Origin of the sequence: Polynucleobacter sp. 31A-FELB, assembly GCF_018882405.1 — a bacterium.
Lineage (GTDB): Bacteria > Pseudomonadota > Gammaproteobacteria > Burkholderiales > Burkholderiaceae > Polynucleobacter.
Genome location: NZ_JACVOO010000003.1, coordinates 85,759 through 110,986, shown reverse-complemented (window position 1 = coordinate 110,986; position 25,228 = coordinate 85,759). Strand labels below are relative to the sequence as shown.

Sequence of the window (25,228 nt, the reverse complement as noted above, 5' to 3'; positions counted from 1 at the left end):
ACCCAGGAGTAAGTAATGCAACTCAACCCTTCCGAGATCAGTGAACTGATCAAAAGCCGAATTAGCGAAATGGGTGTTGATTCCCAACTTCGCAACGAAGGCACTGTAATTTCAGTGACCGACGGTATTTGCCGCGTACATGGCTTGTCTGGTGTTATGCAGGGCGAAATGTTGGAATTCCCTAACAACACAATCGGCCTCGCGTTGAACCTTGAGCGTGATTCAGTTGGTGCTGTGGTGTTGGGTGAGTACACCCACATTAAAGAAGGCGACCCAGTTAAATGTACGGGCCGCATTTTGGAAGTTCCAGTTGGCCCAGAGTTGCTCGGTCGCGTTGTAAACGCACTTGGTCAACCGATTGATGGCAAAGGCCCAATCAACACTAAGTTGACTGACTTTATTGAAAAAGTTGCTCCAGGCGTTATCGCTCGTCAATCCGTTAGCCAGCCAGTTCAAACCGGTTTGAAGGCGATTGATGCAATGGTTCCAATCGGCCGCGGTCAGCGCGAGTTGATCATTGGTGACCGTCAAACAGGTAAGACAGCAGTTGCGGTTGACGCGATCATTAACCAAAAAGGTAAAGGCGTTTATTGCGTTTACGTTGCGATCGGTCAAAAAGCTTCTACTATTGCTAACGTTGTGCGCAAGCTCACAGAGCTAGGCGCAATGGAATACACCGTTGTTGTTGCTGCAAGTGCTTCTGAGTCTGCAGCGATGCAGTACCTCTCAGCATATGCTGGTTGCACAATGGGCGAATACTTCCGCGACCGTGGTGAAGATGCCTTGATCGTTTATGACGATTTAACAAAACAAGCCGTTGCATACCGTCAGATTTCTTTGCTCTTGCGTCGCCCACCAGGCCGCGAAGCTTACCCTGGCGACGTGTTCTACCTCCACTCACGTTTGTTAGAGCGCGCTGCTCGTGTAAACGCTGAATACGTAGAGAAATTTACAAATGGTTCAGTAAAAGGTAAGACAGGTTCTTTGACCGCATTGCCAATTATTGAAACTCAAGCTGGTGACGTTTCTGCATTCGTTCCAACCAACGTAATTTCGATTACTGACGGTCAGATCTTCTTGGAAACTGACTTGTTTAACGCGGGTGTACGTCCTGCGATTAACGCCGGTATTTCTGTGTCACGTGTTGGTGGTGCGGCTCAAACTAAAGTCATTAAGAAATTGTCTGGCGGTATTCGTACTGACTTGGCGCAGTATCGTGAATTGGCAGCGTTTGCTCAGTTCGCTTCTGACCTTGACGAAGCAACTCGTAAGCAGTTAGAGCGCGGTCGTCGTGTTACAGAATTGTGTAAGCAAGCTCAGTACAAGCCTTTGCAGGTTTGGGAAATGGCTGCTTCACTCTACGCTGTGAATAACGGCTACTTTGATGACCTCGAAGTAAAGAACGTATTGCCATTCGAAAAAGGTTTGCAAGATCATTTGAAATCTAAATACGCTGATTTAGTTGGCCGTATCGAAGATACAAAAGATTTGAGCAAAGATGACGAAGCTGCTTTGCGCGCTGCTATTGAGGATTACAAGCGTTCAGCCTCTTTCTAAGAGGGCTCGCATAAATCATGGCAAGCACAAAAGAGATACGATCTAAGATCAAGAGCGTGCAAAACACGCGCAAGATCACGAAGGCAATGGAAATGGTCGCCGCATCCAAGATGCGTCGCGCCCAAGAGCGCATGCGTAATGCGCGTCCATATGCTGAAAAAATTCGTGAGATTGTTGCCAATCTTTCTAAAGCAAATCCAGAGTTCCGCCCAGCATATATGGCAACTCGTGAAGTGAAGAAAATTGGCACGATCTTGGTTACAACAGACAAAGGTTTGTGCGGCGGTTTGAATACCAACGTATTGCGTCTGATTGCAAACCAAGTGCGCGATATGGAAGGTAGCAATGTTGGTATTGAATACACTGCCATCGGCTCAAAAGGCCTCCAGTTTTTAAATCGCTCTAAAGCAAAACTCATTTCTCAAACAATTCAGATTGGCGACACGCCACATATGGATGTTTTGATTGGTGCAATTACTGCCCAATTGGAAGCGTTTGAGCGCGGCGAGATTGATGCTGTTTATTTGGCATACACCCGCTTTGTTAACGCAATGAAACAAGAGCCTGTTTTAGAAAAACTCTTACCTTTGGAGCCAGCTGCATTAACTCCAGAAGAGAAGGCAGGAAATTCTTGGGATTACATCTACGAGCCAGATGCAGAGTCGATTTTGAATGGCTTGCTCAAGCGTTACGTAGAGGCAATGATTTATCAAGCTGTTGCTGAGAATATGGCTTCAGAACAATCTGCGCGTATGGTCTCTATGAAGGCCGCTTCAGATAATGCGAAGAATGTGATCGGTGAATTGCAATTGGAATACAACAAGACACGACAGGCTGCTATTACTAAAGAGTTGTCAGAGATTGTTGGCGGAGCGGCTGCGGTTTAAGCGGTCAGCGTTTAGGAATACGAAAGAATTCAGGAATTAAAAGCGGAGAAATGCGATGAGTAACGGAAATATCGTGCAGTGTATCGGTCCAGTGGTGGACATTCAGTTCCCACGCGACAAAATGCCAAACATTTATGATGCGTTGACATTAGTTGATAGCGGCGAAAAATCATTTGCTGAAAAAGGTTTGACCTTTGAGGTGCAGCAACAGATTGGCGACGGCGTAGTTCGCGCGATTGCCATGGGTGCTAGTGATGGTTTGCGTCGCGGCATGGAAGTGAAATCTACTGGTGGTCCAATTTCTGTTCCTGTTGGTCCAGCAACATTGGGACGCATCATGGACGTTTTAGGCCGCCCAATTGATGATGCAGGTCCGATTGCTACTGAAGAGCGTCGCGCTATTCACCAGCCAGCACCAAAGTTTGATGAACTCTCGCCTTCTGTTGACTTGTTAGAAACCGGTATTAAGGTTATTGACTTAGTTTGCCCGTTTGCTAAAGGCGGTAAGGTTGGCTTGTTCGGTGGTGCGGGTGTTGGTAAGACCGTGAACATGATGGAATTGATTAACAACATCGCTAAGCAACACTCAGGTTTGTCTGTGTTTGCTGGTGTTGGTGAGCGTACTCGTGAAGGTAATGACTTCTACCACGAGATGAAAGAATCTAACGTTATCGACAAAGTGGCGATGGTGTTTGGTCAGATGAACGAGCCTCCTGGCAACCGTTTGCGCGTAGCGTTGACTGGTTTGACAATGGCTGAAGCTTTCCGTGATGAAGGCCGTGACATTTTGTTCTTCGTTGACAATATTTATCGCTACACACTCGCAGGTACTGAGGTATCAGCGTTGTTGGGTCGTATGCCTTCAGCTGTGGGTTATCAACCTACTTTGGCTGAAGAAATGGGTAAGTTGCAAGAGCGTATTACTTCAACTAAGACTGGTTCTGTTACATCCATTCAGGCCGTTTACGTTCCTGCGGATGACTTGACCGATCCGTCACCAGCTACAACCTTCTTACACTTAGACTCCACAGTTGTGTTGTCACGTGACATTGCTGCTTTGGGTATTTACCCAGCGGTTGATCCATTGGACTCAACTAGCCGCCAGCTTGATCCACAAGTGGTTGGTCAAGAGCATTATGAAGTTGCTCGTGAAGTTCAAATGACATTGCAACGCTACAAAGAGTTGCGCGACATTATTGCTATTTTGGGTATGGACGAGCTGTCACCAGAAGACAAATTAGCTGTGTCACGTGCACGTAAGATTCAACGTTTCTTGTCCCAGCCTTTCCACGTTGCTGAAGTGTTTACTGGTTCACCAGGCAAATACGTTCCATTGAAAGAAACTATCCGTGGTTTCAAAATGATTTGCAGCGGTGAATTGGATCACTTGCCTGAGCAAGCGTTCTACATGGTGGGTTCAATTGATGAAGCCATCGAGAAAGCTAAGAAGCTTTAATCGAACTCATCTAGGGAAATTATGTCAACCATACGCGTCGATGTAGTAAGTGCTGAGCAATCTATTTTCAGCGGTGAAGCCAAGTTTGTTGCGCTTCCTGGTGAGAATGGTGAGCTCGGTATTTTGCGCGGCCACACTCCTTTGATTACACGCATTCGTCCAGGTTCAGTTCGCATTGAAAAAGCTGACGGTGATGAAGAGTTTGTATTCGTTGCGGGTGGCTATTTAGAAGTTCAGCCGGATCATGTCACTGTATTGGCAGACACTGCTATTCGCGGTCATGATTTAGATGAAGCAAAAGCTAACGAAGCGAAGAAGCGCGCTGAAGAAGCAATGCAAAATCGTGGCACTGACTTTGATCTGGCATTGGCTCAATCAGAGTTTGCAATGGCAGCAGCACAGCTTGCAGCTATTGCTCGTTTCCGTCGTAAAAAGTAAGAGCCGGTCATCTCCTTGTTGTTAAATGATCGGTTTTTAAAAGCCTGCTTGGGCGAAGCGGTTGATCAAACACCGCTTTGGCTCATGCGCCAGGCGGGCCGCTATCTACCTGAGTACAACGCTACTCGTGCAAGAGCTGGAAGTTTTCTCGGCCTCGCTAAAAATCCTGCATACGCAACTGAAGTAACGCTCCAGCCATTGGATCGCTACCCATTGGATGCGGCAATTTTGTTCTCCGATATTTTGACTATTCCAGATGCAATGGGATTGGGCTTGAAATTTACTGCAGGTGAAGGTCCTAGCTTTGATCATCCACTTCGCACAGAAGAGGCTGTTAAGAAATTACGTGTTGCAGATATGGATCAGCTCAAATATGTTTTTGATGCCGTATCTGAAATTCGTAAAGCTTTGATTCAGGATGGCAAGCAGCGCGTTCCTTTAATTGGTTTCTCTGGAAGCCCGTGGACATTAGCTTGTTACATGATTGATGGTTCGGGCTCCGACGATTTCCGTCACGCCAAGACGATGATGTTTAGTCGCCCTGATTTGCTTGAACATATTCTGGAAATTAATGTGCAGTCTGTTGCCGCATATTTAATTGAGCAGGTAAAGGCTGGCGCGCAAGCGCTAATGATTTTTGATACTTGGGGAGGTTTACTTCCTGATGGATGGTATCAGCGCATGTCTTTGGCGGCGATGCAAAAAGTGATTGCACTATTGCCGCGCGAACATGAGGGACGCAAGATCCCAATCATCATGTTTACTAAAGGCGGCGGAATTTGGTTGAATGATATGGCGCAAGTTGGGGCAGATGTCATTGCGATTGACTGGACTATGCGCTTAAGCCGTGCCCGTAAGCAGCTTTTAGAGATTAACAAGCCACTATCTTTACAGGGTAACTTAGACCCGCTGATCTTGTTTTCGGAGCCAAAGCAGATCGCATCCGCTGCTGCTGGGCTCTTAGATGATCTGGCTGGCGCCCCAGCTTTAAAGCCGGGCTTACATTCGCTAGATGGCCATATCTTTAATCTTGGTCACGGCATAAATCAATTCACGCCCCCTGAGAGCGTAGCCGCCCTCTCTGAAACTGTAATATCGCGGTCAAAAGCCCTGCGGGCAACAAAATAAGCACAAGTAATTACTAACTTTAGCCAGTATTTAGGCGAAAGTTATGCACAGAAATGTGCAGAATCATAAATACAGTGAGATTCGTGATAATTATGAACTTTCACCTTTAGTAATCAATGTAACTTATTGATCTATATAGATAATAAATATAATGCTGATTTTCTATGCAAAATAGCATTCCTATAAAATAAGCATATAAATCTAAAACAGCGAATGATATCCACAGACTTATCCACAGGATAAGGCGGAAAAATTAAGTAAATGATGCCCAAGCCCATCGTTGTACAGGTAGTAATAGATAAGCCATTGGCTCAGGGCTTTGACTATCTGTGGGATGCTGAAAAATTAGGCAAATTACCAGAGGTTGGCAATGTAGTAGAGGTGTCTTTTGCTAGATCTAAGGTGGTTGCCATTGTGATTAAAGTGAGCGATCACTCCGAATATGAGTTAGCTAAACTCAAACCCGTTGAGCGCCTAGCGCCACTCCCGGCTTTTGATCCAGCCCTCTTGCGGCTAATGAATTTTGCAAGCCAATATTACGTCCATGCTTTAGGAGAAACCATATTGCCCGTTATTCCACAGATGTGGAAAAAAGCTGATGAATGGGAAAAGATTCCAGAGAAACTGGAGTCGGCAGAAAAGAAAAGCAAAAAAAGGATAGAAGTAAAGCCAGAAGGATTAATCACTCTGGATCAACTGAACGACGAGCAAAAAAAGGCGTTACAAGAATTATTAGTTGGCAGTTCAAAAGAAAATCAATTTAGAGCAATCTTGTTGCAGGGGCAAACGGGTAGCGGTAAGACAGCAGTTTTTTTGAATTGGCTGGCAAGTATTCTGAAAGATGAAAGCGCTCAGGTCTTATTGCTAGTGCCAGAAATCAATTTAACGCCGCAATTAGAGAGGCGCGTGAATGCCTACTTCCCAGATAAAACAATGGCTGTACTGCATAGCGGTGTCAGTGAAAAGAAAAGGGGCATTGCTTGGTATGAGGCAATGACAGGCAAAGCGCAAATTATTTTAGGAACGAGATTGGCGGCTTTAACGCCAATGCCAAACTTACGCGCTATTGTGGTGGATGAAGAGCATGACACATCGTACAAACAACAAGACGGGACGCGTTACTCCGCAAGGGATTTGGCAATCTGGCGCGCTCACGATCAGAAAATTCCTATTCTCTTATCTTCGGCTACGCCATCGTTAGAGACTTGGCTGGCGGCTAAATCTGGTCGCTATGAATATATTCGACTCGATGAACGAGCGCAGGGCGCAAGCTTGCCAAGCGTACATCTCATCAACACACGAGATCCACAAAATCAATTTAGCCCAGGTGATGTAGGCGTTCCAAAAGAAAAAAGCCTCATCACCAAAACACTTGCAAATGCCATTAGCAAGTCACTTGCAGAAAAAAAGCAATGTCTGATTTTAATTAATCGACGCGGCTATGCTCCTGTGCTTAGTTGCTCGGCATGCAATTGGTTGTCAAAATGTACCCAGTGCTCTACCTATACCGTAATGCATAAGGCTGGAGCATTAGGAAGGCGGTCGGTGTTGAGTTGCCATCACTGTGGCTTGGTAAAACCAATTCCTCAGTTTTGCCCAGACTGTGGCAATGCTGATTTAAAAACTTTAGGCCATGGCACACAAAAGCTAGAAGATGCTATTGAAGAAATGTGGCCACAAGCAAGGGTGCTGCGGGTTGATACGGACTCAAGCAGAAAGAGCAAGGGAGCGGAAGCGCTCTTTCAGGAAATACATGATGGGAATGTAGATATTGTCGTTGGTACTCAAATGATTGCTAAGGGGCATGACTATCAAAACATCGGATTAGTTGCAGTCTTAGATGCAGATAGTCGGCTTTACTCAGCCGACTTCAGGGCAGCTGAAAGATTATTTGCACAGTTGGTACAGGTGGCTGGACGCGCTGGAAGGTCTGGTACTAGCGGTCAAGCTGGTGGCGAAATTTATATTGAGACTCAATATCCAGAATCACCAGTTTTTCAGTACTTGCTTAGACATGACGTAGATGGATTTTTAGCATTTACTGCGGGAGAGCGTGAAGAGGCAAAATTACCGCCCTACTCATATCAAGCCCTTATTCATGCAGAAGGTAAAAGCCTAGATAAGGCAATTCAGTTTTTGAATGAGCTAAAAACGCGCATGAAAAGCGGGGGCATAATTACTAGAGAATTGAAGGTCTATGACCCTGTGCCCAAGCCAGTCATGCGGGTGGCGGGCTCAGAGCGCGCCCAACTACTGATTGAGTCAGGTAATCGTAAGGCCCTACAAGAAGCGCTTGAAATGATTGACCAAGAATTACGTCAAGATTCCACTGGAAGAATTAGTAAAACATCACGCATTCGTTGGTTGGTCGAGCGGGACCCAATTTCTATTTAAGCGCCTGGTCCAGATTCATATTGCGCAAGAGACATTAAAGCATTGAGATCTGCAGCTAGAGATGCAGTTGATGTCGGTTTAATTTTAAAAAGCCAAACTGCATAGGGATTTGCATTTACTGCCTCAGGACTTGCATCCATCTCTTCATTGAGAGCAACGATCTCACCATTAATGGGCGCATGAATATCGCTTGCCGCTTTAACGGACTCAATTGCAGCAATAGCCTCACCCTGCTTTACTAGCTGCCCAACTTTCGGCGCCTGAAAAAACATCACATCACCCAAAGCTTCTTGCGCGTGATTGCTAATGCCGACCCACACCAGTCCATCATCTTCGATGCTGGCCCACTCATGCGTTTCTGCGAATTTAAATGTGTCTGGAGTTTTCATTGTGTATCCTGTGAGATATATTCTAGCGTCTTTGCCATAAGCTAGTGGCCAATCAATTTAAGTGTTTTTATTTATGCCGATCAAATTAGGAATTGTTCCCGTTACCCCATTTGAGCAAAACTGTTCTATCTTGGTTTGCCAAGAAACTGGGGATGCGGCAGTGGTTGATCCTGGTGGAGATATCGAGAAGATTTTGGCTGGTGTTAAACAACTAGGCGGTACAGTTAAAAAGATTTTATTAACCCATGGGCACCTGGATCATTGCGCTGCAGCCAAAGACTTATCAGATCAACTGGGCGTGCCTATTGAGGGTCCGCAAATCGATGAGCAATTTTGGTTGGATCAATTGCCCGAGCAAACTATACGTTTTGGATTTGGTCATGCAAAAGCATTTGTGCCTACTCGCTGGTTAGAGGATGGCGATCACGTACAAGTTGGTAATGTTGATTTAGAAGTTTTGCATTGTCCTGGCCATACACCGGGACATGTTGTCTTCTTTGATAAAGAAGATCGTTTGGCTTTAGTGGGCGATGTCCTTTTTGCGGGCTCAATTGGAAGAACGGATTTTCCGCGCGGTAATCATGCCGACTTAATTAATGCCATTAAGACAAAATTATGGCCGCTAGGTGATGACGTGCAATTTGTTCCGGGACACGGGCCTATGTCGACATTTGGCAAAGAGCGCCAAACAAATCCCTACGTAGGGGATTAATCAAACCTGAAGTGGTGGGGCCTAATTAGGAATTAGGCTTTTGCTGAGCCGGTGCGGTGTGTTCGGTTATACAAACAGCTAGCGCAAATCCAGCGTTGCTTACGATTGCTTGTCGGAATCCAGGTGCCGCCTTCCAGGCGCTTTTCGCGACTGCATGAAGAGCAAAACTTAAGGCTCTGTGAGGTTTCTTGGGTAGCAGCTGGAGTCGAGGTAGTCATGGGCAATCCGGGTAAGCCAAATCTTGTACAGAGGATCTATTTTACCCGTTTTGTCCCGCTGGGGCTGGGCTTAGGACGACTCTGACGGAATCAGCAGTTTTATTGCCATCAAAATCCAGCCAAGCCTTGTTTTCGAAGTCATAGAGCTTGCATTTGCGCGCGGTATCGAAATACCAGGCCCAGGAGAACTTTTGCACAAAAATACGCTCCGGAAGGATAGTTTCGAGGGTATTTTGGGCTTCTTGCAGGCGATATAGGGGTACGCTCATATCCACGTGATGGGCTGTGTGCTCCATGATGTGGTGCATTAAAGAGCCCCAAATCCAGTTAAAGGTCAAGTGAACTGTGGTTGAAACAAATGGCTGGGCGCGTAACCACTCGGACTTCTTGTCGTACCAAGAAACATTTGGATGGGTATGGTGAACGTAGACTACAAAGCCAATCATGCCGTTCCAGAATAGGAATGGGATGGCGAAGCCAGTAATTAATCCAAGCCAGACAGATTGCCCTGTAGCAATCGCACCAGCAATCAGGCAGCCAATCCAAATAATGGCAAAGCCAGTCACCAACAAGTTGTCTTTTAGGAAGATTGGGCGATCGCCAGGTTTGTTCTTCGCATTAGGGAAGTACTCACGTCTCCACCAGATTTCAATAAGGTAGTAGAAAACCGGACCCCAACCACTTCGATAAAGACGCTCTAAGGCTTTGCGCCATGCTGGCAGAGCATCAAATTCCGCCTTGGACAGGGGAGCCCAAACAAAGTCAAAGCCTTTAAGGTTGGTTTGGCCATGATGAACCACGTTGTGGCCTACATCCCATAGGCTATATGGAGTTAGGGATGGCAAGAATGCGATGCGACCCAAAACTTTATTCAGTTCACGGTGAGGTGTATAGCTTTGGTGGCACGCATCATGACCAAGAATAAAGATGCGACCTGTAACAAAACCAGCAACTACGCCCAAGATGATCTTGATGAGAATGCTTTCAACAAAAATAGTTCCAGCAATACAGGCAAGCCACAAAACGGCATCAAGCACTAAAAGCGCGATGGCTTTTGCGGTTTCTCCTTCAGCCATTGGGATCAGCCAGCTGCGAATGACTTTTCGATGCGGCAATGGAAGGTCTGGAGCCAAAGGATTGGCAATAGATGGCTCAGAGAGTGCGGAATTTAGATGATTTGACATGATAAGAATCAATAAGTTAGGTGCAAATGATAGTCTTTTTCACGAATTTACGCATGATGTAGGTCAAAAAACCCCCTGTTTTGGTGCGCCCGGCAGGAATCGAACCTGCGACCCTTGGCTTCGGAGGCCAATACTCTATCCACTGAGCTACGGGCGCCAGTAGGAAATTCGCTAACTACGCTATTGTAAGTGCCTATATCCCCCGCAGTCTCGTTATAATCACGGCAAAGTAACCCTTAAACCCGTCAAACGATAAAAGTCCTATGAGCGAAGCGCACGGCAGCCTAATTAAGTCCCCCAAACAACTCATCATCATGGTGTTTCTCAGCTTTTTTGTACCCTTGATTGTTATTTTGTTGTTAATGGTGTTTGTAAATAATGGCAAGCGCACAGATGCTGCCGCATCAGCTGAGCAACTCATTAAGCCGGTGGCTCAGTTGAATGTTCAAGAGAGCCCAGCGCCCAGCGATGCGCAAGCTGCCAAGTAAATATTTGGCATAACTTTGAACCTGGCTATACGCCAGGTTTTTTATTGCTCCTCGTTTTGCTCTTTTGCATCTAGCGCTATTTGATAGGCCTCTTTTTTGCTGAGTCCAAGTGCTTGAGCAAGTACGGCGGCAATTTCTTTGCTGCCCAAGTAGGGGCTCAATGCATTAGCCCACAGCAACAAGGTTGCATGCTCTGGAGCCTCGTCAGCATTAGCTTGGCGACCAGCTACCAAAATAATAAATTCACCTTTGAGACTCTCCGCCCTCTCAAGCCACTCTGGAATATCGGCAGCCGTCAGCGTTACTAGTTGCTCAAATTTTTTAGTGAGCTCTCTACCAACCAGAACTTGTCGCTCTGACTCAAGCTCCTTGTTAAGTGTTGCGAGCGTCTCACGTATCTGATGGGGTGATTCAAAAAAGATACTCGTTTTTGAATTACTGCGAATATCTTGAATCAGCGCGTGACGTTCCTTGGCCTTATTTGGCCAAAAGCCAAGAAACTGAAAGCGCCCCTCTGATGGCAACATCACTGAGCCGCTAGCAGAAATGGCGGAAGACACTGCGCTAGCGCCAGGAATGGGAATAATGCGAAAGCCTGCTTTTTGAACGGCGTTGACTAGTCGTGCGCCCGGATCGGAAACGCCTGGCGTGCCTGCATCTGAGATATAGGCCCAGCGTTCGTTTTGGGAGAGATGCTGAATGATGTTTTGTGCGCCTGCAATTTCATTGTGCTCATGCAAGGCGACACATTTTTTATGAATTCCAAAGTGTTGAAGCAGGGGCGCGCTATGTCTAGTGTCTTCACAGGCTATCCCATCTACGCTGTTGAGGACATGCAGCGCGCGCAAGGTGATATCCCCCATATTGCCAATTGGGGTGGCAACCATATATAGGGCTCCAGTAGGCAGATCCTGCTGTTTCAAAAAGTCAAAGGAGCTTAATTCCATGGGGGCAATCTTTTGTGAAAGAGATGTTAATAAGCAAGAGAATACGTCCCTTTTGAATTCATGGACAGCGCAGCCATTCCGTCTGTAGTTTGGCGCATAATAATGCGATGGATAAAGATACCCTCGAACGTTTGCGCGCTCGCGCATCCCAACATTTCTTGGATAGCATTGCTGTAAAGCAAGAGGCTGAAAAAATATTGCCTGAGCAAGTTGCTCGTGGCATCGTTGCTATGACGGATTGTTTGCGCTCTGGTGGAAAAGTGATGGCCTGCGGCAATGGCGGATCTGCTGCTGATGCACAACATTTTGCCGCCGAGCTTATTGGACGTTTTGAAAGAGAGCGCCAAGAGTTGGCTGCAATTGCATTAACAACAGATACCTCAATCTTGACTGCCGTGGGAAATGACTACAGCTATGACGAGATCTTTAGCAAGCAAGTGCGGGGCCTTGGAAAAAAAGGCGACATCTTGATTGGCATCTCCACTTCAGGAAATTCAAAAAATGTGGTGAAGGCAATCGAAGCTGCAAAAAAAATGGGGATCAAAATTATTGCTCTCACCGGTAATGGCGGCGGAAAAATTGCAAGCCTTCTAGACGCAGATGACATTCATCTATGCGCACCCTCCACTCGCACTGCTCGCATTCAAGAAACGCATTTAGTTTTGCTTCATGCCCTATGTGATGGTGTGGATCATCTTTTGCTTGATTAATAGCCTTACTAATTAGAAAGTTCGTATATGCGAAATGCACTCACCACCAAACTATTTGCTGCGATTTTGATTTCATCATCGTTATCAGGCTGCGGAGTGTTGGCCGTTGGTGGCGTTGTGGCGGGCACAAGCATAATGGCCGATCGTCGCACACCAGCCGTACAGTCTATCGACAAGGGTATTGAGCTCGAAGCTGGAAATGCTCTCGCCAAGCGCTATGGCGATAATGCACACATTAACGTGACATCATTTAACCAAAAAGTACTGTTAACTGGTGAAGTGAAGGACGCTGACATTAAAGGCCAGGCTGGCGCCTATGTAAAAGCAAATAAGAATGTTCGCTCTGTATTTAATGAATTAGTTGTTGGGCCAAACAGCACTTACACTGCTCGCGCCAATGATTCTTATCTTGAATCTAAAATCAAAACACAAATGATTTTTACAGACAAGTTGCCATCCAATTCGATGGCAATTGTTGCCGAAGGTAGCAGCGTTTACTTGATGGGAATTCTGACTCAAAATGAAGCGGCGATTGCTAAGAAAGTGGCGAGCAATGCTGACGGCGTAAAAGATGTTTACGCCTACTTCGATATTATTTCCGAGGCAGAAAAAATACGGCTAGAAAAAGAAGGCAAGGCAGACGAATCGCAGCCGAACACAATGCCTAAGCAGTAAATTTATTTGATGGGAAGCGAGCAATGAATTTTTTTGCACAACAACTGAAATATTTTTTGCTTGTCGCCCTCTTCTCACTTTGCTCCTTAAGCGCGCGGGCTGCTATTGATGATGCAAAGGCTGCCGCTCTTGCAAAACAAAATGCTTGCCTGGGGTGCCATGCTGTTGATAAGAAAGTTGTGGGGCCTAGCTTTCAAGCTGTTGCAAAAAAATATGCAACGGATCCTGCCGCAAGCGTATTTCTAAAAAATAAAATTTTAAAAGGTGGTGCTGGGTCTTGGGGGGTTGTACCAATGCCAGCAAACGCAAAGTTAAGCGACGAAGACGTGTCTTTACTTACAGGCTGGATTTTGCGCGGAGCGCCTAGTACAAATTAAGTTGGACGAACGACTGGTTTGCCAAGCAACCAAGACCACGCATCGCTTGAGCGCTTGAAGTTTTCTTTAAGCGCATAGTCAAAGTCAGCCCATTGTTCATTGGCTGCTTCCTCCACAATCGTGGCAGGATTTGCGGGCGGCAATTTTAAGTACGCATCCGCATCACCATAAGCGTATTCAACACGCATGCCAGCCCTTTGGGCTAGATGCATCATGGCTCTATTGTTTGCCAAGCAATGAACAAATAGGGTTTCAATGCGAGTATTGCGTGAGTGCACTGAAGCGCGCGCTAATAGAGCCGTACCAATGCCCTGCCCACGGCCATCAGGAAGTACGGAAACCCCAAATTCGGCAGCCAGTGGCTGACCCTTAGTTTTTGGCAAATATGCCAAGTGCGCCATACCAATAAGCTTTAGTTGGGAGTCAAAGCTGCCAAAAACCTTATCCCTATTGAAATCTAGGCCTTCTACATAGTGATGAATGACCTCATCTGGTGTTTGTGTGCCAAAACGCAGACGACGATCTTCATCATTTAAGAGTAAAAGGTGGCTCAGGATCTCGTCCCTATGCCCGGCATGCAATTCACGTACAGGGACAGCCAGGCTGGCCATATATGGCTTGCTAGGTAAGTGACTATTCGCTAATTTATTGTGCATAGCAATATATTAGCAGAAATTAGAAGAATTTACAGGGTTTTCCCTAGGTTTATAACTAGGGCGGAAGAAAAGCAACACATGGGGGCTTAAAAAGCAGAATGTAGCGCCTAAATTTCTGACTTATCCATAAAAACCCCTAAAATTTGAAAAAAAGTTAAAAATATTTTCAAACTACATCCTATTGTTTTTAAAGGGTTTATTTGAAACGTAAGAAAAAAATTAGCTTTTTAAGAGAAAAAGACTACGAAAGGTGTTGACAGACCCAAATGAGTAGGATAAAGTCTCATCTCTCTGCTGAATGTTTTTAAGAAATACGAAACAAGTCAGCCCTCTTTAAAAATTAGTCAACCGATAATTGTGGGTACTAAGTGAAAGCATCAAGTCCTTCGGGACAGATGTAAATAAATAGTACTCATAGACAGTAAAAAGATTTGGTTTTATTACCAAGTCAATTTCTTGAATGAGTGCGACGATCCGCAAGGATCACAGGAATTGAACTGAAGAGTTTGATCCTGGCTCAGATTGAACGCTGGCGGCATGCCTTACACATGCAAGTCGAACGGCAGCACGGGTGCTTGCACCTGGTGGCGAGTGGCGAACGGGTGAGTAATACATCGGAACGTACCTTATCGTGGGGGATAACGCAGCGAAAGCTGTGCTAATACCGCATACGCCCTGAGGGGGAAAGCGGGGGATCGAAAGACCTCGCGCGATTAGAGCGGCCGATGCCTGATTAGCTTGTTGGTGGGGTAAAAGCCCACCAAGGCGACGATCAGTAGCTGGTCTGAGAGGACGATCAGCCACACTGGGACTGAGACACGGCCCAGACTCCTACGGGAGGCAGCAGTGGGGAATTTTGGACAATGGGGGAAACCCTGATCCAGCAATGCCGCGTGAGTGAAGAAGGCCTTCGGGTTGTAAAGCTCTTTTGTCAGGGAAGAAACACCGGCTCTAACACAGTCCGGGAATGACGGTACCTGAAGAATAAGCACCGGCTAACTACGTGCCAGCAGCCGCGGTAATACGTAGGGTGCGAGCGTTAATCGGAATTACTGGGCGTAAAGCGTGCGCAGGCGGTTATACAAGACAGGCGTGAAATCCCCGGGCTTAACCTGGGAATGGCGCCTGTGACTGTATAGCTAGAGTGTGTCAGAGGGGGGTAGAATTCCACGTGTAGCAGTGAAATGCGTAGATATGTGGAGGAATACCAATGGCGAAGGCAGCCCCCTGGGATAACACTGACGCTCATGCACGAAAGCGTGGGGAGCAAACAGGATTAGATACCCTGGTAGTCCACGCCCTAAACGATGCTGACTAGTTGTTCGGGATTTACATCCTGAGTAACGTAGCTAACGCGTGAAGTCAGCCGCCTGGGGAGTACGGTCGCAAGATTAAAACTCAAAGGAATTGACGGGGACCCGCACAAGCGGTGGATGATGTGGATTAATTCGATGCAACGCGAAAAACCTTACCTACCCTTGACATGTCACTAACGAAGTAGAGATACATTAGGTGCTCGTAAGAGAAAGTGAACACAGGTGCTGCATGGCTGTCGTCAGCTCGTGTCGTGAGATGTTGGGTTAAGTCCCGCAACGAGCGCAACCCTTGTCTTTAGTTGCTACGCAAGAGCACTCTAAAGAGACTGCCGGTGACAAACCGGAGGAAGGTGGGGATGACGTCAAGTCCTCATGGCCCTTATGGGTAGGGCTTCACACGTCATACAATGGTGCATACAGAGGGTTGCCAACCCGCGAGGGGGAGCTAATCTCAGAAAATGCATCGTAGTCCGGATCGTAGTCTGCAACTCGACTACGTGAAGCTGGAATCGCTAGTAATCGCGGATCAGAATGTCGCGGTGAATACGTTCCCGGGTCTTGTACACACCGCCCGTCATACCATGGGAGTGGGTTTTGCCAGAAGCCGTTAGCCTAACCGCAAGGAGGGCGACTGCCACGGCAGGGTTCATGACTGGGGTAAAGTCGTAACAAGGTAGCCGTATCGGAAGGTGCGGCTGGATCACCTCCTTTCTAGAGAAAGATGCTGGAGCTATAGTGCCCACACTTATCGGTTGACAATAAAAGCCACGGGTCTGTAGCTCAGCTGGTTAGAGCACTGTGTTGATAACGCAGGGGTCGTAGGTTCAAGTCCTACCAGACCCACCACCAGCCAGAAACAAGACTTAGTGGGACGTTGGGGGATTAGCTCAGCTGGGAGAGCACCTGCTTTGCAAGCAGGGGGTCGTCGGTTCGATCCCGTCATCCTCCACCATCATCTAAATGTCAAAACTAAGCGAATATTTAATCGTTTAGTTTTGCCATTTATGGCTGTTCTTTAAAAATTTGAGTAAGCAAAGTGTCAAATGTTTCTTTGAGAGGACATTTGACAATGTAATAAGGGTAAAGATTGAATCATCAATCAGTAATACAAACGAGTTTTACCAAGTTCTTAACAAAGTACTTACAGTTTGGATTACGGCAAACATGTCAGAAGTAGAAGTAAACCTGTAACAGGTGCTAGCAATGGTGCTCGTTATAGGATCAAGTGAATAAGTGCACATGATGGATGCCTTGGCGATTACAGGCGACGAAAGACGTTATAACCTGCGATAAGCCCCGGGGAGCTGGTAAATAAGCTTTGATCCGGGGATTTCTGAATGGGGAAACCCACCACTTTTGTGGTATCCATACCTGAATACATAGGGTATGAGAAGCGAACCTTGTGAACTGAAACATCTAAGTAGCAAGAGGAAAAGACATCAACCGAGATTCCCAGAGTAGTGGCGAGCGAAATGGGAACAGCCTTCTAGTGATAGCTCAGTAATTAACAGAACGGAATGGAAAGTCCGACAATAAAGGGTGATAGTCCCGTATGTGAAAATTATTGGGTGGTACTAGGCTAGAGACAAGTAGGGCGGGACACGTGAAATCCTGTCTGAATATGGGGGGACCATCCTCCAAGGCTAAATACTCGTAATCGACCGATAGTGAACAAGTACCGTGAGGGAAAGGCGAAAAGAACCCCGGGAGGGGAGTGAAATAGATCCTGAAATTGTGTGCATACAAACAGTAGGAGCCTCGTAAGGGGTGACTGCGTACCTTTTGTATAATGGGTCAGCGACTTACATTCAGTAGCAAGCTTAACCGAATAGGGAAGGCGTAGCGAAAGCGAGTCCGAATAGGGCGCTAGTTGCTGGGTGTAGACCCGAAACCAGTTGATCTATCCATGGCCAGGTTGAAGGTGCGGTAACACGTACTGGAGGACCGAACCCACTAACGTTGAAAAGTTAGGGGATGAGCTGTGGATAGGGGTGAAAGGCTAAACAAAACTGGAAATAGCTGGTTCTCTCCGAAAACTATTTAGGTAGTGCCTCGTGTATCACTGTAGGGGGTAGAGCACTGTCATGGTAGTGGGGTCCATTGCGGATTACTGCGCCATAGCAAACTCCGAATACCTACAAGTGCAAGCACGGGAGACAGACATCGGGTGCTAACGTCCGGTGTCAAGAGGGAAACAACCCAGACCGCCAGCTAAGGTCCCTAATATATGCTAAGTGGGAAACGAAGTGGGAAGGCTAAAACAGTCAGGAGGTTGGCTTAGAAGCAGCCATCCTTTAAAGAAAGCGTAATAGCTCACTGATCGAGTCGTCCTGCGCGGAAGATGTAACGGGGCTAAGCATATAACCGAAGCTGCGGATCACAGTAATGTGATGGTAGGAGAGCGTTCTGTAAGCCTGTGAAGGTGTCTTGTAAAGGATGCTGGAGGTATCAGAAGTGCGAATGCTGACATGAGTAGCGATAAAGGGGGTGAAAAGCCCCCTCGCCGTAAGCCCAAGGTTTCCTGTTCAACGTTCATCGGAACAGGGTGAGTCGGCCCCTAAGGCGAGGCAGAGATGCGTAGCTGATGGGAACAAGGTTAATATTCCTTGACCATTGTTAGATGCGATGGGGGGACGGATCGCGGAAAGTTGTCCGGGTGTTGGAAGTCCCGGTTCTTGCGTTGGAGATGGCTATTAGGTAAATCCGGTAGCGTAATTCAAGGGCGTGAGACGAGCGAATTTATTCGCGAAGCAATTGGAAGTGGTTCCAAGAAAAGCCTCTAAGCTTCAGTCTAACAAGACCGTACCGCAAACCGACACAGGTGGGCGAGATGAGTATTCTAAGGCGCTTGAGAGAACTCAGGAGAAGGAACTCGGCAAATTTGTACCGTAACTTCGGGATAAGGTACGCCCTGGTAGTTTGACCCTGTACAAGGGGAGGACGAAAGGGTTGCAATAAAAAGGTGGCTGCGACTGTTTAATAAAAACACAGCACTCTGCAAACACGAAAGTGGACGTATAGGGTGTGACGCCTGCCCGGTGCTGGAAGATTAAATGATGGGGTGCAAGCTCTTGATTGAAGTCCCAGTAAACGGCGGCCGTAACTATAACGGTCCTAAGGTAGCGAAATTCCTTGTCGGGTAAGTTCCGACCTGCACGAATGGCGTAACGATGGCCACACTGTCTCCTCCTGAGACTCAGCGAAGTTGAAATGTTTGTGATGATGCAATCTACCCGTGGCTAGACGGAAAGACCCCATGAACCTTTACTGTAGCTTTGCATTGGACTTTGAACCGGTCTGTGTAGGATAGGTGGGAGGCGTTGAAAGCGGGATGCTAGTTCCGCTGGAGCCAACCTTGAAATACCACCCTGGTTTGTTTGAGGTTCTAACCTTGGCCCATTATCTGGGTCGGGAACAGTGCATGGTAGGCAGTTTGACTGGGGCGGTCTCCTCCCAAAGTGTAACGGAGGAGTACGAAGGTACGCTTGGTACGGTCGGACATCGTACCTAAAGTGCAATGGCAAAAGCGTGCTTAACTGCGAGACCGACAAGTCGAGCAGGTGCGAAAGCAGGTCATAGTGATCCGGTGGTTCTGTATGGAAGGGCCATCGCTCAACGGATAAAAGGTACTCTGGGGATAACAGGCTGATACCGCCCAAGAGTTCATATCGACGGCGGTGTTTGGCACCTCGATGTCGGCTCATCTCATCCTGGGGCTGTAGCCGGTCCCAAGGGTATGGCTGTTCGCCATTTAAAGAGGTACGTGAGCTGGGTTTAAAACGTCGTGAGACAGTTTGGTCCCTATCTGCCATGGGCGTTGGAGATTTGACGGGGGCTGCTCCTAGTACGAGAGGACCGGAGTGGACGTACCGCTGGTGTACCTGTTGTTTCGCCAGAAGCATCGCAGGGTAGCTATGTACGGAAGAGATAACCGCTGAAAGCATCTAAGCGGGAAACTTGCCTGAAGATGAGATCTCCCGTAGGTTTAACCTACATAAAGGGTCGTTGAAGACCACAACGTTGATAGGTCAGGTGTGGAAGCGCAGTAATGCGTTAAGCTAACTGATACTAATTGCCCGTTAGGCTTGATCCTATAACCAGCACTATTGTGTTGGATGTTTGCCAGATTTAATCTGCATCCTTAATTACATGCTTACTCAAATAGAGTTGTTGATGAATTATCAGCAACTCGACCCTCTACGCCCGGTGACCATAGCAAGTTGGAACCACTCCTTCCCATCCCGAACAGGACAGTGAAACGACTTTACGCCGATGATAGTGCGGATTACCCGTGTGAAAGTAGGTAACTGCCGGGCACCAATGCGACGCCCAGACCCTCTTAGGTCTGGGCGTTTTTACTTGTGCAAAGCGTTTTGAGGTTTTAGAGATTGACAGAAACTCCATTTGGAGTCAGAATATTGGGTTCGCGGAGGGGTGTCCGAGCGGCTAAAGGAGGCAGACTGTAAATCTGTTGGCTATGCCTACGTAGGTTCGAATCCTACCCCCTCCACCAGATGTGCGGGATTAGTTTAATGGTAAAACAGCAGATTTCCAATCTTCGGTCAAGAGTTCGATTCTCTTATCCCGCTCCAGTATTAACAGTATTTGTATTTGCCCATGTGGCTCAGTGGTAGAGCACTCCCTTGGTAAGGGAGAGGTCGGCAGTTCGATCCTGCCCATGGGCACCATGGCTTAGTAGTAAGAATTTTAATTTCGTGTGTTGGTTTAAGAGTTAACTAAAGGCAGACAAAAAAATGGCAAAAGAAAAGTTTGAGCGGACAAAACCGCACGTAAACGTTGGCACAATCGGTCACGTTGACCATGGTAAAACCACATTGACAGCAGCTATTGCAACTGTGCTTTCAAAAGCATTCGGTGGCGAAGCTAAAGCATACGATCAGATCGATGCTGCTCCAGAAGAAAAAGCACGCGGTATTACTATTAATACAGCACACGTTGAGTACGAGACTGCTAATCGTCACTACGCTCACGTTGATTGCCCAGGACATGCTGACTACGTTAAGAACATGATTACTGGTGCTGCTCAGATGGACGGCGCTATTTTGGTTTGCTCAGCAGCTGACGGCCCAATGCCACAAACTCGTGAGCACATCCTCTTGGCACGCCAAGTTGGTGTTCCATACATCATCGTATTTTTGAACAAGTGCGACATGGTTGATGACGCTGAGTTGTTAGAACTCGTAGAAATGGAAGTTCGTGAGCTTCTATCTAAGTACGACTTCCCAGGCGATGACACACCAATCGTTCAAGGTTCTGCTAAGTTAGCTCTTGAAGGCGACGAAGGCCCATTGGGTAAAGAAGCCATCATGAAGTTGGCCGAAGCACTTGACTCCTACATCCCAACTCCAGAGCGTGCTGTTGACGGTGCGTTCTTGATGCCAGTAGAGGACGTGTTCTCTATCTCCGGTCGCGGTACTGTTGTTACAGGCCGTATCGAGCGCGGTATCGTTAAAGTTGGTGAAGAGATTGAAATCATTGGTATCAAGCCAACACTCAAGACAACTTGTACTGGTGTTGAAATGTTCCGCAAATTGCTCGACCAAGGTCAAGCAGGCGATAACGTTGGTATCTTGTTACGCGGTACAAAACGTGAAGAAGTTGAGCGCGGCCAAGTATTGGCTAAGCCAGGTTCAATCACCCCACATACTCACTTTACAGCCGAGGTTTACATCTTGGGTAAAGATGAAGGTGGTCGTCATACTCCATTCTTTAACAACTATCGTCCACAGTTTTACTTCCGTACAACGGACGTAACTGGTTCAATCGAGTTGCCAAAAGACAAAGAAATGGTTATGCCTGGTGATAACGTCACGATTACCGTAAAACTCATCGCTCCTATCGCGATGGAAGAAGGTTTACGTTTTGCGATCCGTGAAGGTGGCCGTACTGTTGGCGCCGGCGTGGTTGCAAAGATTTTGGCTTAATAGTTTTAATAAAGGGGTGTAGCTCAATTGGCAGAGCGTTGGTCTCCAAAACCAAAGGTTGGGGGTTCGATGCCCTCCGCCCCTGCCACGATTTGAACTGAAAGTAATATGTCTCAACATACAGCAGGTCACTCTGAAGAAAAGAGCAGCTGGGTCTCCGGACTCGCTGCTTTAATCGTCGTTGCAGCGTTAGTTCTTTACTACACGCTGGCAGATCAATCTTTATTGATCCGTTTAGCTGTTTTGTTTGGCGGCATTGCTGCTGCAGTTTTGATTGTGGCTCTTTCACCTGATGGGCGTCGTTTTATCGCCTACGCAAAAGATTCTTGGTATGAAGTAAAAAAGGTTGTTTGGCCGACTCGTAAAGAGACGACTCAAATGACTCTAGTCGTATTTGGCTTTGTTCTGATCATGTCCCTCTTTTTATGGATTGCAGACAAATTAATTGAATGGCTAGTTTTTTCAGTCTTCCTAGGCTGGAAGTGAGTAAAAAATGATTGATTCTGAATTGGCCTCAAATCCACAAGCTACTGGCAATATGCGCTGGTACGTTATTCATGCGTATTCAGGCATGGAGAAAAGCGTTAAAAGAGGCTTGGAAGAGCGTATTGCACGCTCTGGAATGCCAGAAAAATTTGGCCGCATCTTGGTTCCCTCCGAAGAGGTTGTAGAAATCAAGTCTGGCGCCAAATCTGTATCTGAGCGTCGTTTCTTCCCAGGATATGTCCTGATTGAGATGGAAATGACCGATGAGAGCTGGCATTTGGTGAAAAACACACCAAAAGTGACTGGATTCGTTGGTGGCGTTCGTAACCGCCCAAGCCCGATTTCAACAGCAGAAGTATCCAAAATCATGGATCAAATGCAGGCTGGGGTTGATAAGCCGAAGCCTAAGACCTTATTTGAGGTTGGTGAGATTGTGCGCGTTAAAGAAGGCCCATTTGTTGACTTCAACGGAAATATTGAGGAAGTCAATTATGAGAAGTCAAGATTGCGCGTTTCTGTTACAATTTTTGGCCGCGGTACCCCAGTTGAGCTGGAGTTCGGCCAGGTAGAAAAGATGTAAAAACACCCAATTTAAGGGGGTTTTGTAGCAAAAAGTAGTAGTTTTAAGTGGTTAGCAATAACCGAGGAGCGGATCTAGAAAGCCAAAAACTAGTGAAGCGTTTACTCAACAGCGGTCTTTCCTAATGAGGTTAGGCGCGCTTTTAGGAGCAATCAATGGCAAAGAAGATCATTGGCTTTATCAAGCTGCAGATCCCTGCAGGTAAAGCAAATCCATCACCTCCCGTAGGTCCAGCATTGGGTCAACGCGGCCTCAATATTATGGAATTCTGTAAGGCGTTTAATGCTCAAACTCAGAGCATGGAACCTGGCCTTCCAATTCCAGTCGTGATTACAGCGTTTGCTGATAAGAGCTTCACTTTCATCATGAAGACTCCTCCAGCAACCATCATGATTAAGAAGGCTGCAAAGATCGAAAAAGGATCACCACGTCCGCATACCGATAAGGTAGGAAAAATTACACGTGCTCAAGCAGAAGAAATTGCTAAAGCAAAAATGCCAGATTTGACAGCTGCTGATATGGATGCTGCTGTAAGAACAATCGCTGGTAGCGCCCGCTCAATGGGCATCACAGTGGAAGGTCTCTAATCATGACTAAGTTATCTAAGCGTTTAAAAGCAATCGAATCTAAAGTAGATCGCAATAAGTTTTATGCATTAGAAGATGCATTGAACCTCGTTAAAGAGTGTGCAACTGCAAAGTTTGATGAGTCTATCGACGTGGCAGTTCAGTTGGGTATTGATGCTAAGAAATCTGACCAAGTTGTGCGTGGCGCAGTTGTGCTCCCAGCTGGTACAGGTAAGCATGTTCGTGTAGCGGTATTTGCACAAGGCGAAAAAGCTGAACAAGCTAAAGCTGCTGGTGCTGAGATCGTTGGCATGGAAGACCTTGCTGACCAAATTAAAGGTGGCAAAATCGATTTCGATATCTTGATCGCATCTCCAGACACAATGAAGATTGTTGGTACTTTAGGTCAAGTATTGGGCCCACGTGGTTTGATGCCGAATCCAAAAGTTGGAACTGTTACTCCTGACGTTGCTACTGCAGTTAAGAATGCAAAAGCAGGTCAAGTGCAATTCCGTGTGGACAAAGCCGGTATCGTGCATGCAAGCATTGGCCGTCGTTCATTCGAGCCAGCTGCATTGAAATCAAACTTGCTCGCATTGCTTGAGGCTTTGAATAAAGCTAAGCCACCTGCATCTAAGGGTGTTTATTTAAAGAAGGTTGCCGTAAGCAGCACCATGGGTGCTGGCGTACGTGTAGACCAAGCATCGATACAGGCTGCTCAGTAATTAGCCTGTAGCAAAAAGAACTTTGGGTCGACTCCTACTCTTTGAGTGAGAGTCGAACATCAAAGACCGTTGGTGAATTATTTGCTTACTCAGAACTAATTCTTAATCGTTACGAAAGTAATAGCCAGCGCAGATGGCGACCCTGAAAAGATTTCACAAGATTCTCTTGTGACAAATGATCAGACGCTGGTGTGTAACCCCAACTGGGAACAGTTGGTTTTTTAGGAGTTAAACCGTGCCTTTGAATGTACAAGACAAAAAAGCGATTGTTGCTGATGTCGGCGCTCAATTGGCTGGAGCTCAAACAGTCGTGCTCGCTGAATACCGCGGTATTCCAGTAGAGCAGTTGACAAAGCTACGTGCTAGCGCACGTGACCAAGGTGTATATCTTCGCGTTTTGAAGAACACATTGGCACGCCGTGCTGCACAAGGCACACAGTTTGAGCCTCTTGCTGATTCGATGGTTGGCCCCTTGATCTACGGCATCTCTGCTGATCCGATTGCTTCGGCAAAAGTATTGCAGAACTTTGCTAAGACTCAAGACAAGCTAGTCATTACTGCTGGCTTATATAACGGCAAGTTGTTAGATGTTGCGGGCGTTAAAGCTCTTGCAACAATTCCAAGCCGCGACGAGTTGTTATCTCAGTTGTTAGGTGTGATGTTGGCACCAGTATCTGCGATGGCTCGCGTATTGGGCGCAGTAGCAGCGCAAAAATCAGCCGGAGCACCTGCTCCAGTTGCAGCACCTGTAGCAGAAGTTACTGAAGTGGCAGCAGCACCAGCAGTAGTTGCTGAAGCCGCCGCTCCAGAAGCAAGTGCTGAGCCTGCAGCCGCAGCCCCAGAAGCTGGAACAGAAGCACCGCAAACCCCTGCCGCTGAATAAGCGCAGATTAACTATTAAGTATTAGGAGCTAAAAATGGCGATTACCAAAGAAGAAATCATTGATGCAGTAGGCAGCATGTCCGTAATGGATTTGAACGACTTGGTTAAGGCGTTCGAAGAGAAGTTTGGCGTTTCAGCTGCAGCGATGGCTGTTGCTGGTCCTGCTGGCGGTGGCGCAGCTGCTGCTGGTGAAGAGCAAACAGAATTCACTGTTAACTTGCTCGAGGCTGGTGCAAACAAAGTTTCAGTAATTAAGGCTGTTCGCGAAATCACTGGCCTTGGCTTGAAAGAAGCTAAAGACTTAGTTGATGGCGCACCAAAGCCAATCAAAGAAGCTGTTGATAAGAAGACAGCTGAAGAAGCTAAGAAGAAGCTTGAAGAAGCTGGCGCTAAAGCAGAACTCAAGTAATACAAACTCAGTTAGTGCCCCTCAAAAAGGGGTGCTAGCCCTGTTGGGTTTGACCATTAGTGGTCAAACCCGATTTCATTTCTGATTGAAATCGGGTTTGCC

At 46.8% G+C, this 25,228-nt stretch carries 22 protein-coding genes, 7 tRNA genes, 3 rRNA genes and 1 pseudogene; 27 read left to right on the top strand and 6 right to left on the bottom strand.

The window, feature by feature from the left end:
- Window positions 1-15 precede the first annotated feature (15 nt).
- The 6 genes from atpA to priA all read left to right on the top strand — a co-directional run bounded on the left by atpA (window position 16) and on the right by priA (window position 7,860).
- Window positions 16-1,557: a F0F1 ATP synthase subunit alpha gene (gene atpA, locus ICN30_RS03350; RefSeq protein WP_216136752.1), complete on the top strand. Its 1,542-nt coding sequence runs from the start codon at window positions 16-18 to the stop codon at window positions 1,555-1,557.
- Between the two features lie 17 nt (window positions 1,558-1,574).
- Window positions 1,575-2,444 (top strand): F0F1 ATP synthase subunit gamma, encoded by an 870-nt coding sequence (atpG, locus tag ICN30_RS03345; RefSeq protein WP_215376411.1) that lies wholly within the window; start codon window positions 1,575-1,577, stop codon window positions 2,442-2,444.
- 55 nt (window positions 2,445-2,499) lie between these two features.
- Window positions 2,500-3,900, top strand: a complete 1,401-nt coding sequence (atpD, locus tag ICN30_RS03340; protein WP_015420207.1) for a F0F1 ATP synthase subunit beta — start codon at window positions 2,500-2,502, stop codon at window positions 3,898-3,900.
- A 21-nt stretch (window positions 3,901-3,921) separates the two neighbouring features.
- The gene (locus tag ICN30_RS03335; protein ID WP_015420208.1) at window positions 3,922-4,338 is read left to right on the top strand and encodes a F0F1 ATP synthase subunit epsilon; all 417 of its coding nucleotides are present in this window, start codon (window positions 3,922-3,924) and stop codon (window positions 4,336-4,338) included.
- A gap of 9 nt (window positions 4,339-4,347) precedes the next feature.
- A complete protein-coding gene (gene hemE, locus ICN30_RS03330; RefSeq protein WP_216273256.1) occupies window positions 4,348-5,466 on the top strand; it encodes a uroporphyrinogen decarboxylase in 1,119 nt (372 codons plus the stop codon).
- 261 nt (window positions 5,467-5,727) lie between these two features.
- On the top strand, window positions 5,728-7,860 hold the full coding sequence (gene priA, locus ICN30_RS03325; protein WP_255533077.1) for a primosomal protein N': 2,133 nt from the start codon (window positions 5,728-5,730) through the stop codon (window positions 7,858-7,860).
- Here the strand turns inward: priA and gcvH are convergent.
- Window positions 7,857-8,249, bottom strand: coding sequence for a glycine cleavage system protein GcvH (gcvH, locus tag ICN30_RS03320; RefSeq protein WP_216273191.1), 393 nt, complete (start codon window positions 8,247-8,249; stop codon window positions 7,857-7,859). The genes priA and gcvH overlap by 4 nt on opposite strands.
- A 73-nt stretch (window positions 8,250-8,322) precedes the next feature.
- Between gcvH and ICN30_RS03315 the strand changes: the two genes are divergently transcribed.
- A complete protein-coding gene (locus ICN30_RS03315) occupies window positions 8,323-8,961 on the top strand; it encodes an MBL fold metallo-hydrolase (protein ID WP_216863381.1) in 639 nt (212 codons plus the stop codon).
- A 32-nt stretch (window positions 8,962-8,993) separates the two neighbouring features.
- On the opposite strand, the gene ICN30_RS03310 is transcribed toward ICN30_RS03315, so the two are convergent.
- From ICN30_RS03310 to ICN30_RS03300, 3 genes are all read right to left on the bottom strand, one after another.
- Window positions 8,994-9,179, bottom strand: a complete 186-nt coding sequence (locus tag ICN30_RS03310; protein ID WP_112202563.1) for a hypothetical protein — start codon at window positions 9,177-9,179, stop codon at window positions 8,994-8,996.
- A 41-nt stretch (window positions 9,180-9,220) separates the two neighbouring features.
- Window positions 9,221-10,363, bottom strand: coding sequence for a fatty acid desaturase (locus ICN30_RS03305; RefSeq protein WP_255533076.1), 1,143 nt, complete (start codon window positions 10,361-10,363; stop codon window positions 9,221-9,223).
- Between the two features lie 81 nt (window positions 10,364-10,444).
- A tRNA-Arg gene (locus ICN30_RS03300) sits at window positions 10,445-10,520 on the bottom strand.
- A 106-nt stretch (window positions 10,521-10,626) separates the two neighbouring features.
- Here ICN30_RS03300 and ICN30_RS03295 point away from each other — a divergent pair.
- Window positions 10,627-10,851, top strand: coding sequence for a hypothetical protein (locus ICN30_RS03295; RefSeq protein WP_255533075.1), 225 nt, complete (start codon window positions 10,627-10,629; stop codon window positions 10,849-10,851).
- A gap of 41 nt (window positions 10,852-10,892) precedes the next feature.
- Here the strand turns inward: ICN30_RS03295 and rsmI are convergent, their stop codons facing one another.
- Complete coding sequence (rsmI, locus tag ICN30_RS03290; protein ID WP_216273189.1) at window positions 10,893-11,798, bottom strand: 16S rRNA (cytidine(1402)-2'-O)-methyltransferase; 906 nt, start codon at window positions 11,796-11,798, stop codon at window positions 10,893-10,895.
- Window positions 11,799-11,905: 107 nt separating this feature from the next.
- Here rsmI and ICN30_RS03285 point away from each other — a divergent pair, with 107 nt between their 5' ends.
- Genes ICN30_RS03285 through ICN30_RS03275 form a run of 3 tightly spaced genes read left to right on the top strand, consistent with a single transcriptional unit; the run spans window position 11,906 to window position 13,560 of the window.
- On the top strand, window positions 11,906-12,508 hold the full coding sequence (locus ICN30_RS03285; RefSeq protein WP_216178748.1) for a phosphoheptose isomerase: 603 nt from the start codon (window positions 11,906-11,908) through the stop codon (window positions 12,506-12,508).
- Window positions 12,509-12,535: 27 nt separating this feature from the next.
- Window positions 12,536-13,183, top strand: coding sequence for a BON domain-containing protein (locus ICN30_RS03280; protein WP_216273187.1), 648 nt, complete (start codon window positions 12,536-12,538; stop codon window positions 13,181-13,183).
- Between the two features lie 23 nt (window positions 13,184-13,206).
- Window positions 13,207-13,560, top strand: a complete 354-nt coding sequence (locus ICN30_RS03275; protein WP_216273185.1) for a c-type cytochrome — start codon at window positions 13,207-13,209, stop codon at window positions 13,558-13,560.
- On the opposite strand, the gene ICN30_RS03270 is transcribed toward ICN30_RS03275, so the two are convergent.
- Complete coding sequence (locus tag ICN30_RS03270; RefSeq protein WP_216273183.1) at window positions 13,557-14,216, bottom strand: GNAT family N-acetyltransferase; 660 nt, start codon at window positions 14,214-14,216, stop codon at window positions 13,557-13,559. The genes ICN30_RS03275 and ICN30_RS03270 overlap by 4 nt on opposite strands.
- Window positions 14,217-14,710: 494 nt before the next feature.
- Between ICN30_RS03270 and ICN30_RS03265 the strand changes: the two genes are divergently transcribed.
- The 16 genes and pseudogenes from ICN30_RS03265 (at window position 14,711) to rplL (ending at window position 25,126) form a co-directional block, all read left to right on the top strand.
- Window positions 14,711-16,243: ribosomal RNA gene (locus ICN30_RS03265) — 16S ribosomal RNA — on the top strand.
- Between the two features lie 58 nt (window positions 16,244-16,301).
- Window positions 16,302-16,378, top strand: a tRNA-Ile gene (locus ICN30_RS03260).
- A 30-nt stretch (window positions 16,379-16,408) separates the two neighbouring features.
- A tRNA-Ala gene (locus ICN30_RS03255) sits at window positions 16,409-16,484 on the top strand.
- Window positions 16,485-16,751: 267 nt separating this feature from the next.
- Window positions 16,752-19,625: ribosomal RNA gene (locus tag ICN30_RS03250) — 23S ribosomal RNA — on the top strand.
- Window positions 19,626-19,734: 109 nt separating this feature from the next.
- Window positions 19,735-19,848, top strand: a 5S ribosomal RNA gene (rrf, locus tag ICN30_RS03245).
- The 16S, 23S and 5S rRNA genes sit together here with 5 tRNA genes alongside, the layout of an rRNA operon.
- Before the next feature lie 112 nt (window positions 19,849-19,960).
- Window positions 19,961-20,045: transfer RNA gene (locus ICN30_RS03240), tRNA-Tyr, on the top strand.
- Between the two features lie 5 nt (window positions 20,046-20,050).
- Window positions 20,051-20,124 (top strand) — tRNA-Gly (locus tag ICN30_RS03235).
- 21 nt (window positions 20,125-20,145) lie between these two features.
- Window positions 20,146-20,220 (top strand) — tRNA-Thr (locus tag ICN30_RS03230).
- 66 nt (window positions 20,221-20,286) lie between these two features.
- Window positions 20,287-21,477 carry an elongation factor Tu gene (tuf, locus tag ICN30_RS03225; RefSeq protein WP_215302340.1) on the top strand — a complete coding sequence of 397 codons (1,191 nt, stop codon included), beginning with the start codon at window positions 20,287-20,289 and terminating at the stop codon, window positions 21,475-21,477.
- 12 nt (window positions 21,478-21,489) lie between these two features.
- Window positions 21,490-21,565 (top strand) — tRNA-Trp (locus ICN30_RS03220).
- A gap of 20 nt (window positions 21,566-21,585) precedes the next feature.
- Entirely contained in the window at window positions 21,586-21,963 is a 378-nt protein-coding gene (secE, locus tag ICN30_RS03215) for a preprotein translocase subunit SecE (RefSeq protein WP_216273180.1), read from the top strand.
- A gap of 7 nt (window positions 21,964-21,970) precedes the next feature.
- Window positions 21,971-22,543 carry a transcription termination/antitermination protein NusG gene (gene nusG, locus ICN30_RS03210; protein ID WP_216273179.1) on the top strand — a complete coding sequence of 191 codons (573 nt, stop codon included), beginning with the start codon at window positions 21,971-21,973 and terminating at the stop codon, window positions 22,541-22,543.
- A gap of 155 nt (window positions 22,544-22,698) precedes the next feature.
- Window positions 22,699-23,130 (top strand): 50S ribosomal protein L11, encoded by a 432-nt coding sequence (gene rplK / locus ICN30_RS03205; RefSeq protein WP_011901890.1) that lies wholly within the window; start codon window positions 22,699-22,701, stop codon window positions 23,128-23,130.
- A 2-nt stretch (window positions 23,131-23,132) separates the two neighbouring features.
- A complete protein-coding gene (gene rplA, locus ICN30_RS03200; protein ID WP_015420223.1) occupies window positions 23,133-23,834 on the top strand; it encodes a 50S ribosomal protein L1 in 702 nt (233 codons plus the stop codon).
- A 235-nt stretch (window positions 23,835-24,069) separates the two neighbouring features.
- Window positions 24,070-24,588 (top strand): annotated as a pseudogene (rplJ, locus tag ICN30_RS03195) (50S ribosomal protein L10); the annotation flags it as partial.
- Window positions 24,589-24,751: 163 nt separating this feature from the next.
- Window positions 24,752-25,126 carry a 50S ribosomal protein L7/L12 gene (gene rplL / locus ICN30_RS03190; protein WP_114654227.1) on the top strand — a complete coding sequence of 125 codons (375 nt, stop codon included), beginning with the start codon at window positions 24,752-24,754 and terminating at the stop codon, window positions 25,124-25,126.
- Window positions 25,127-25,228 lie beyond the last annotated feature (102 nt).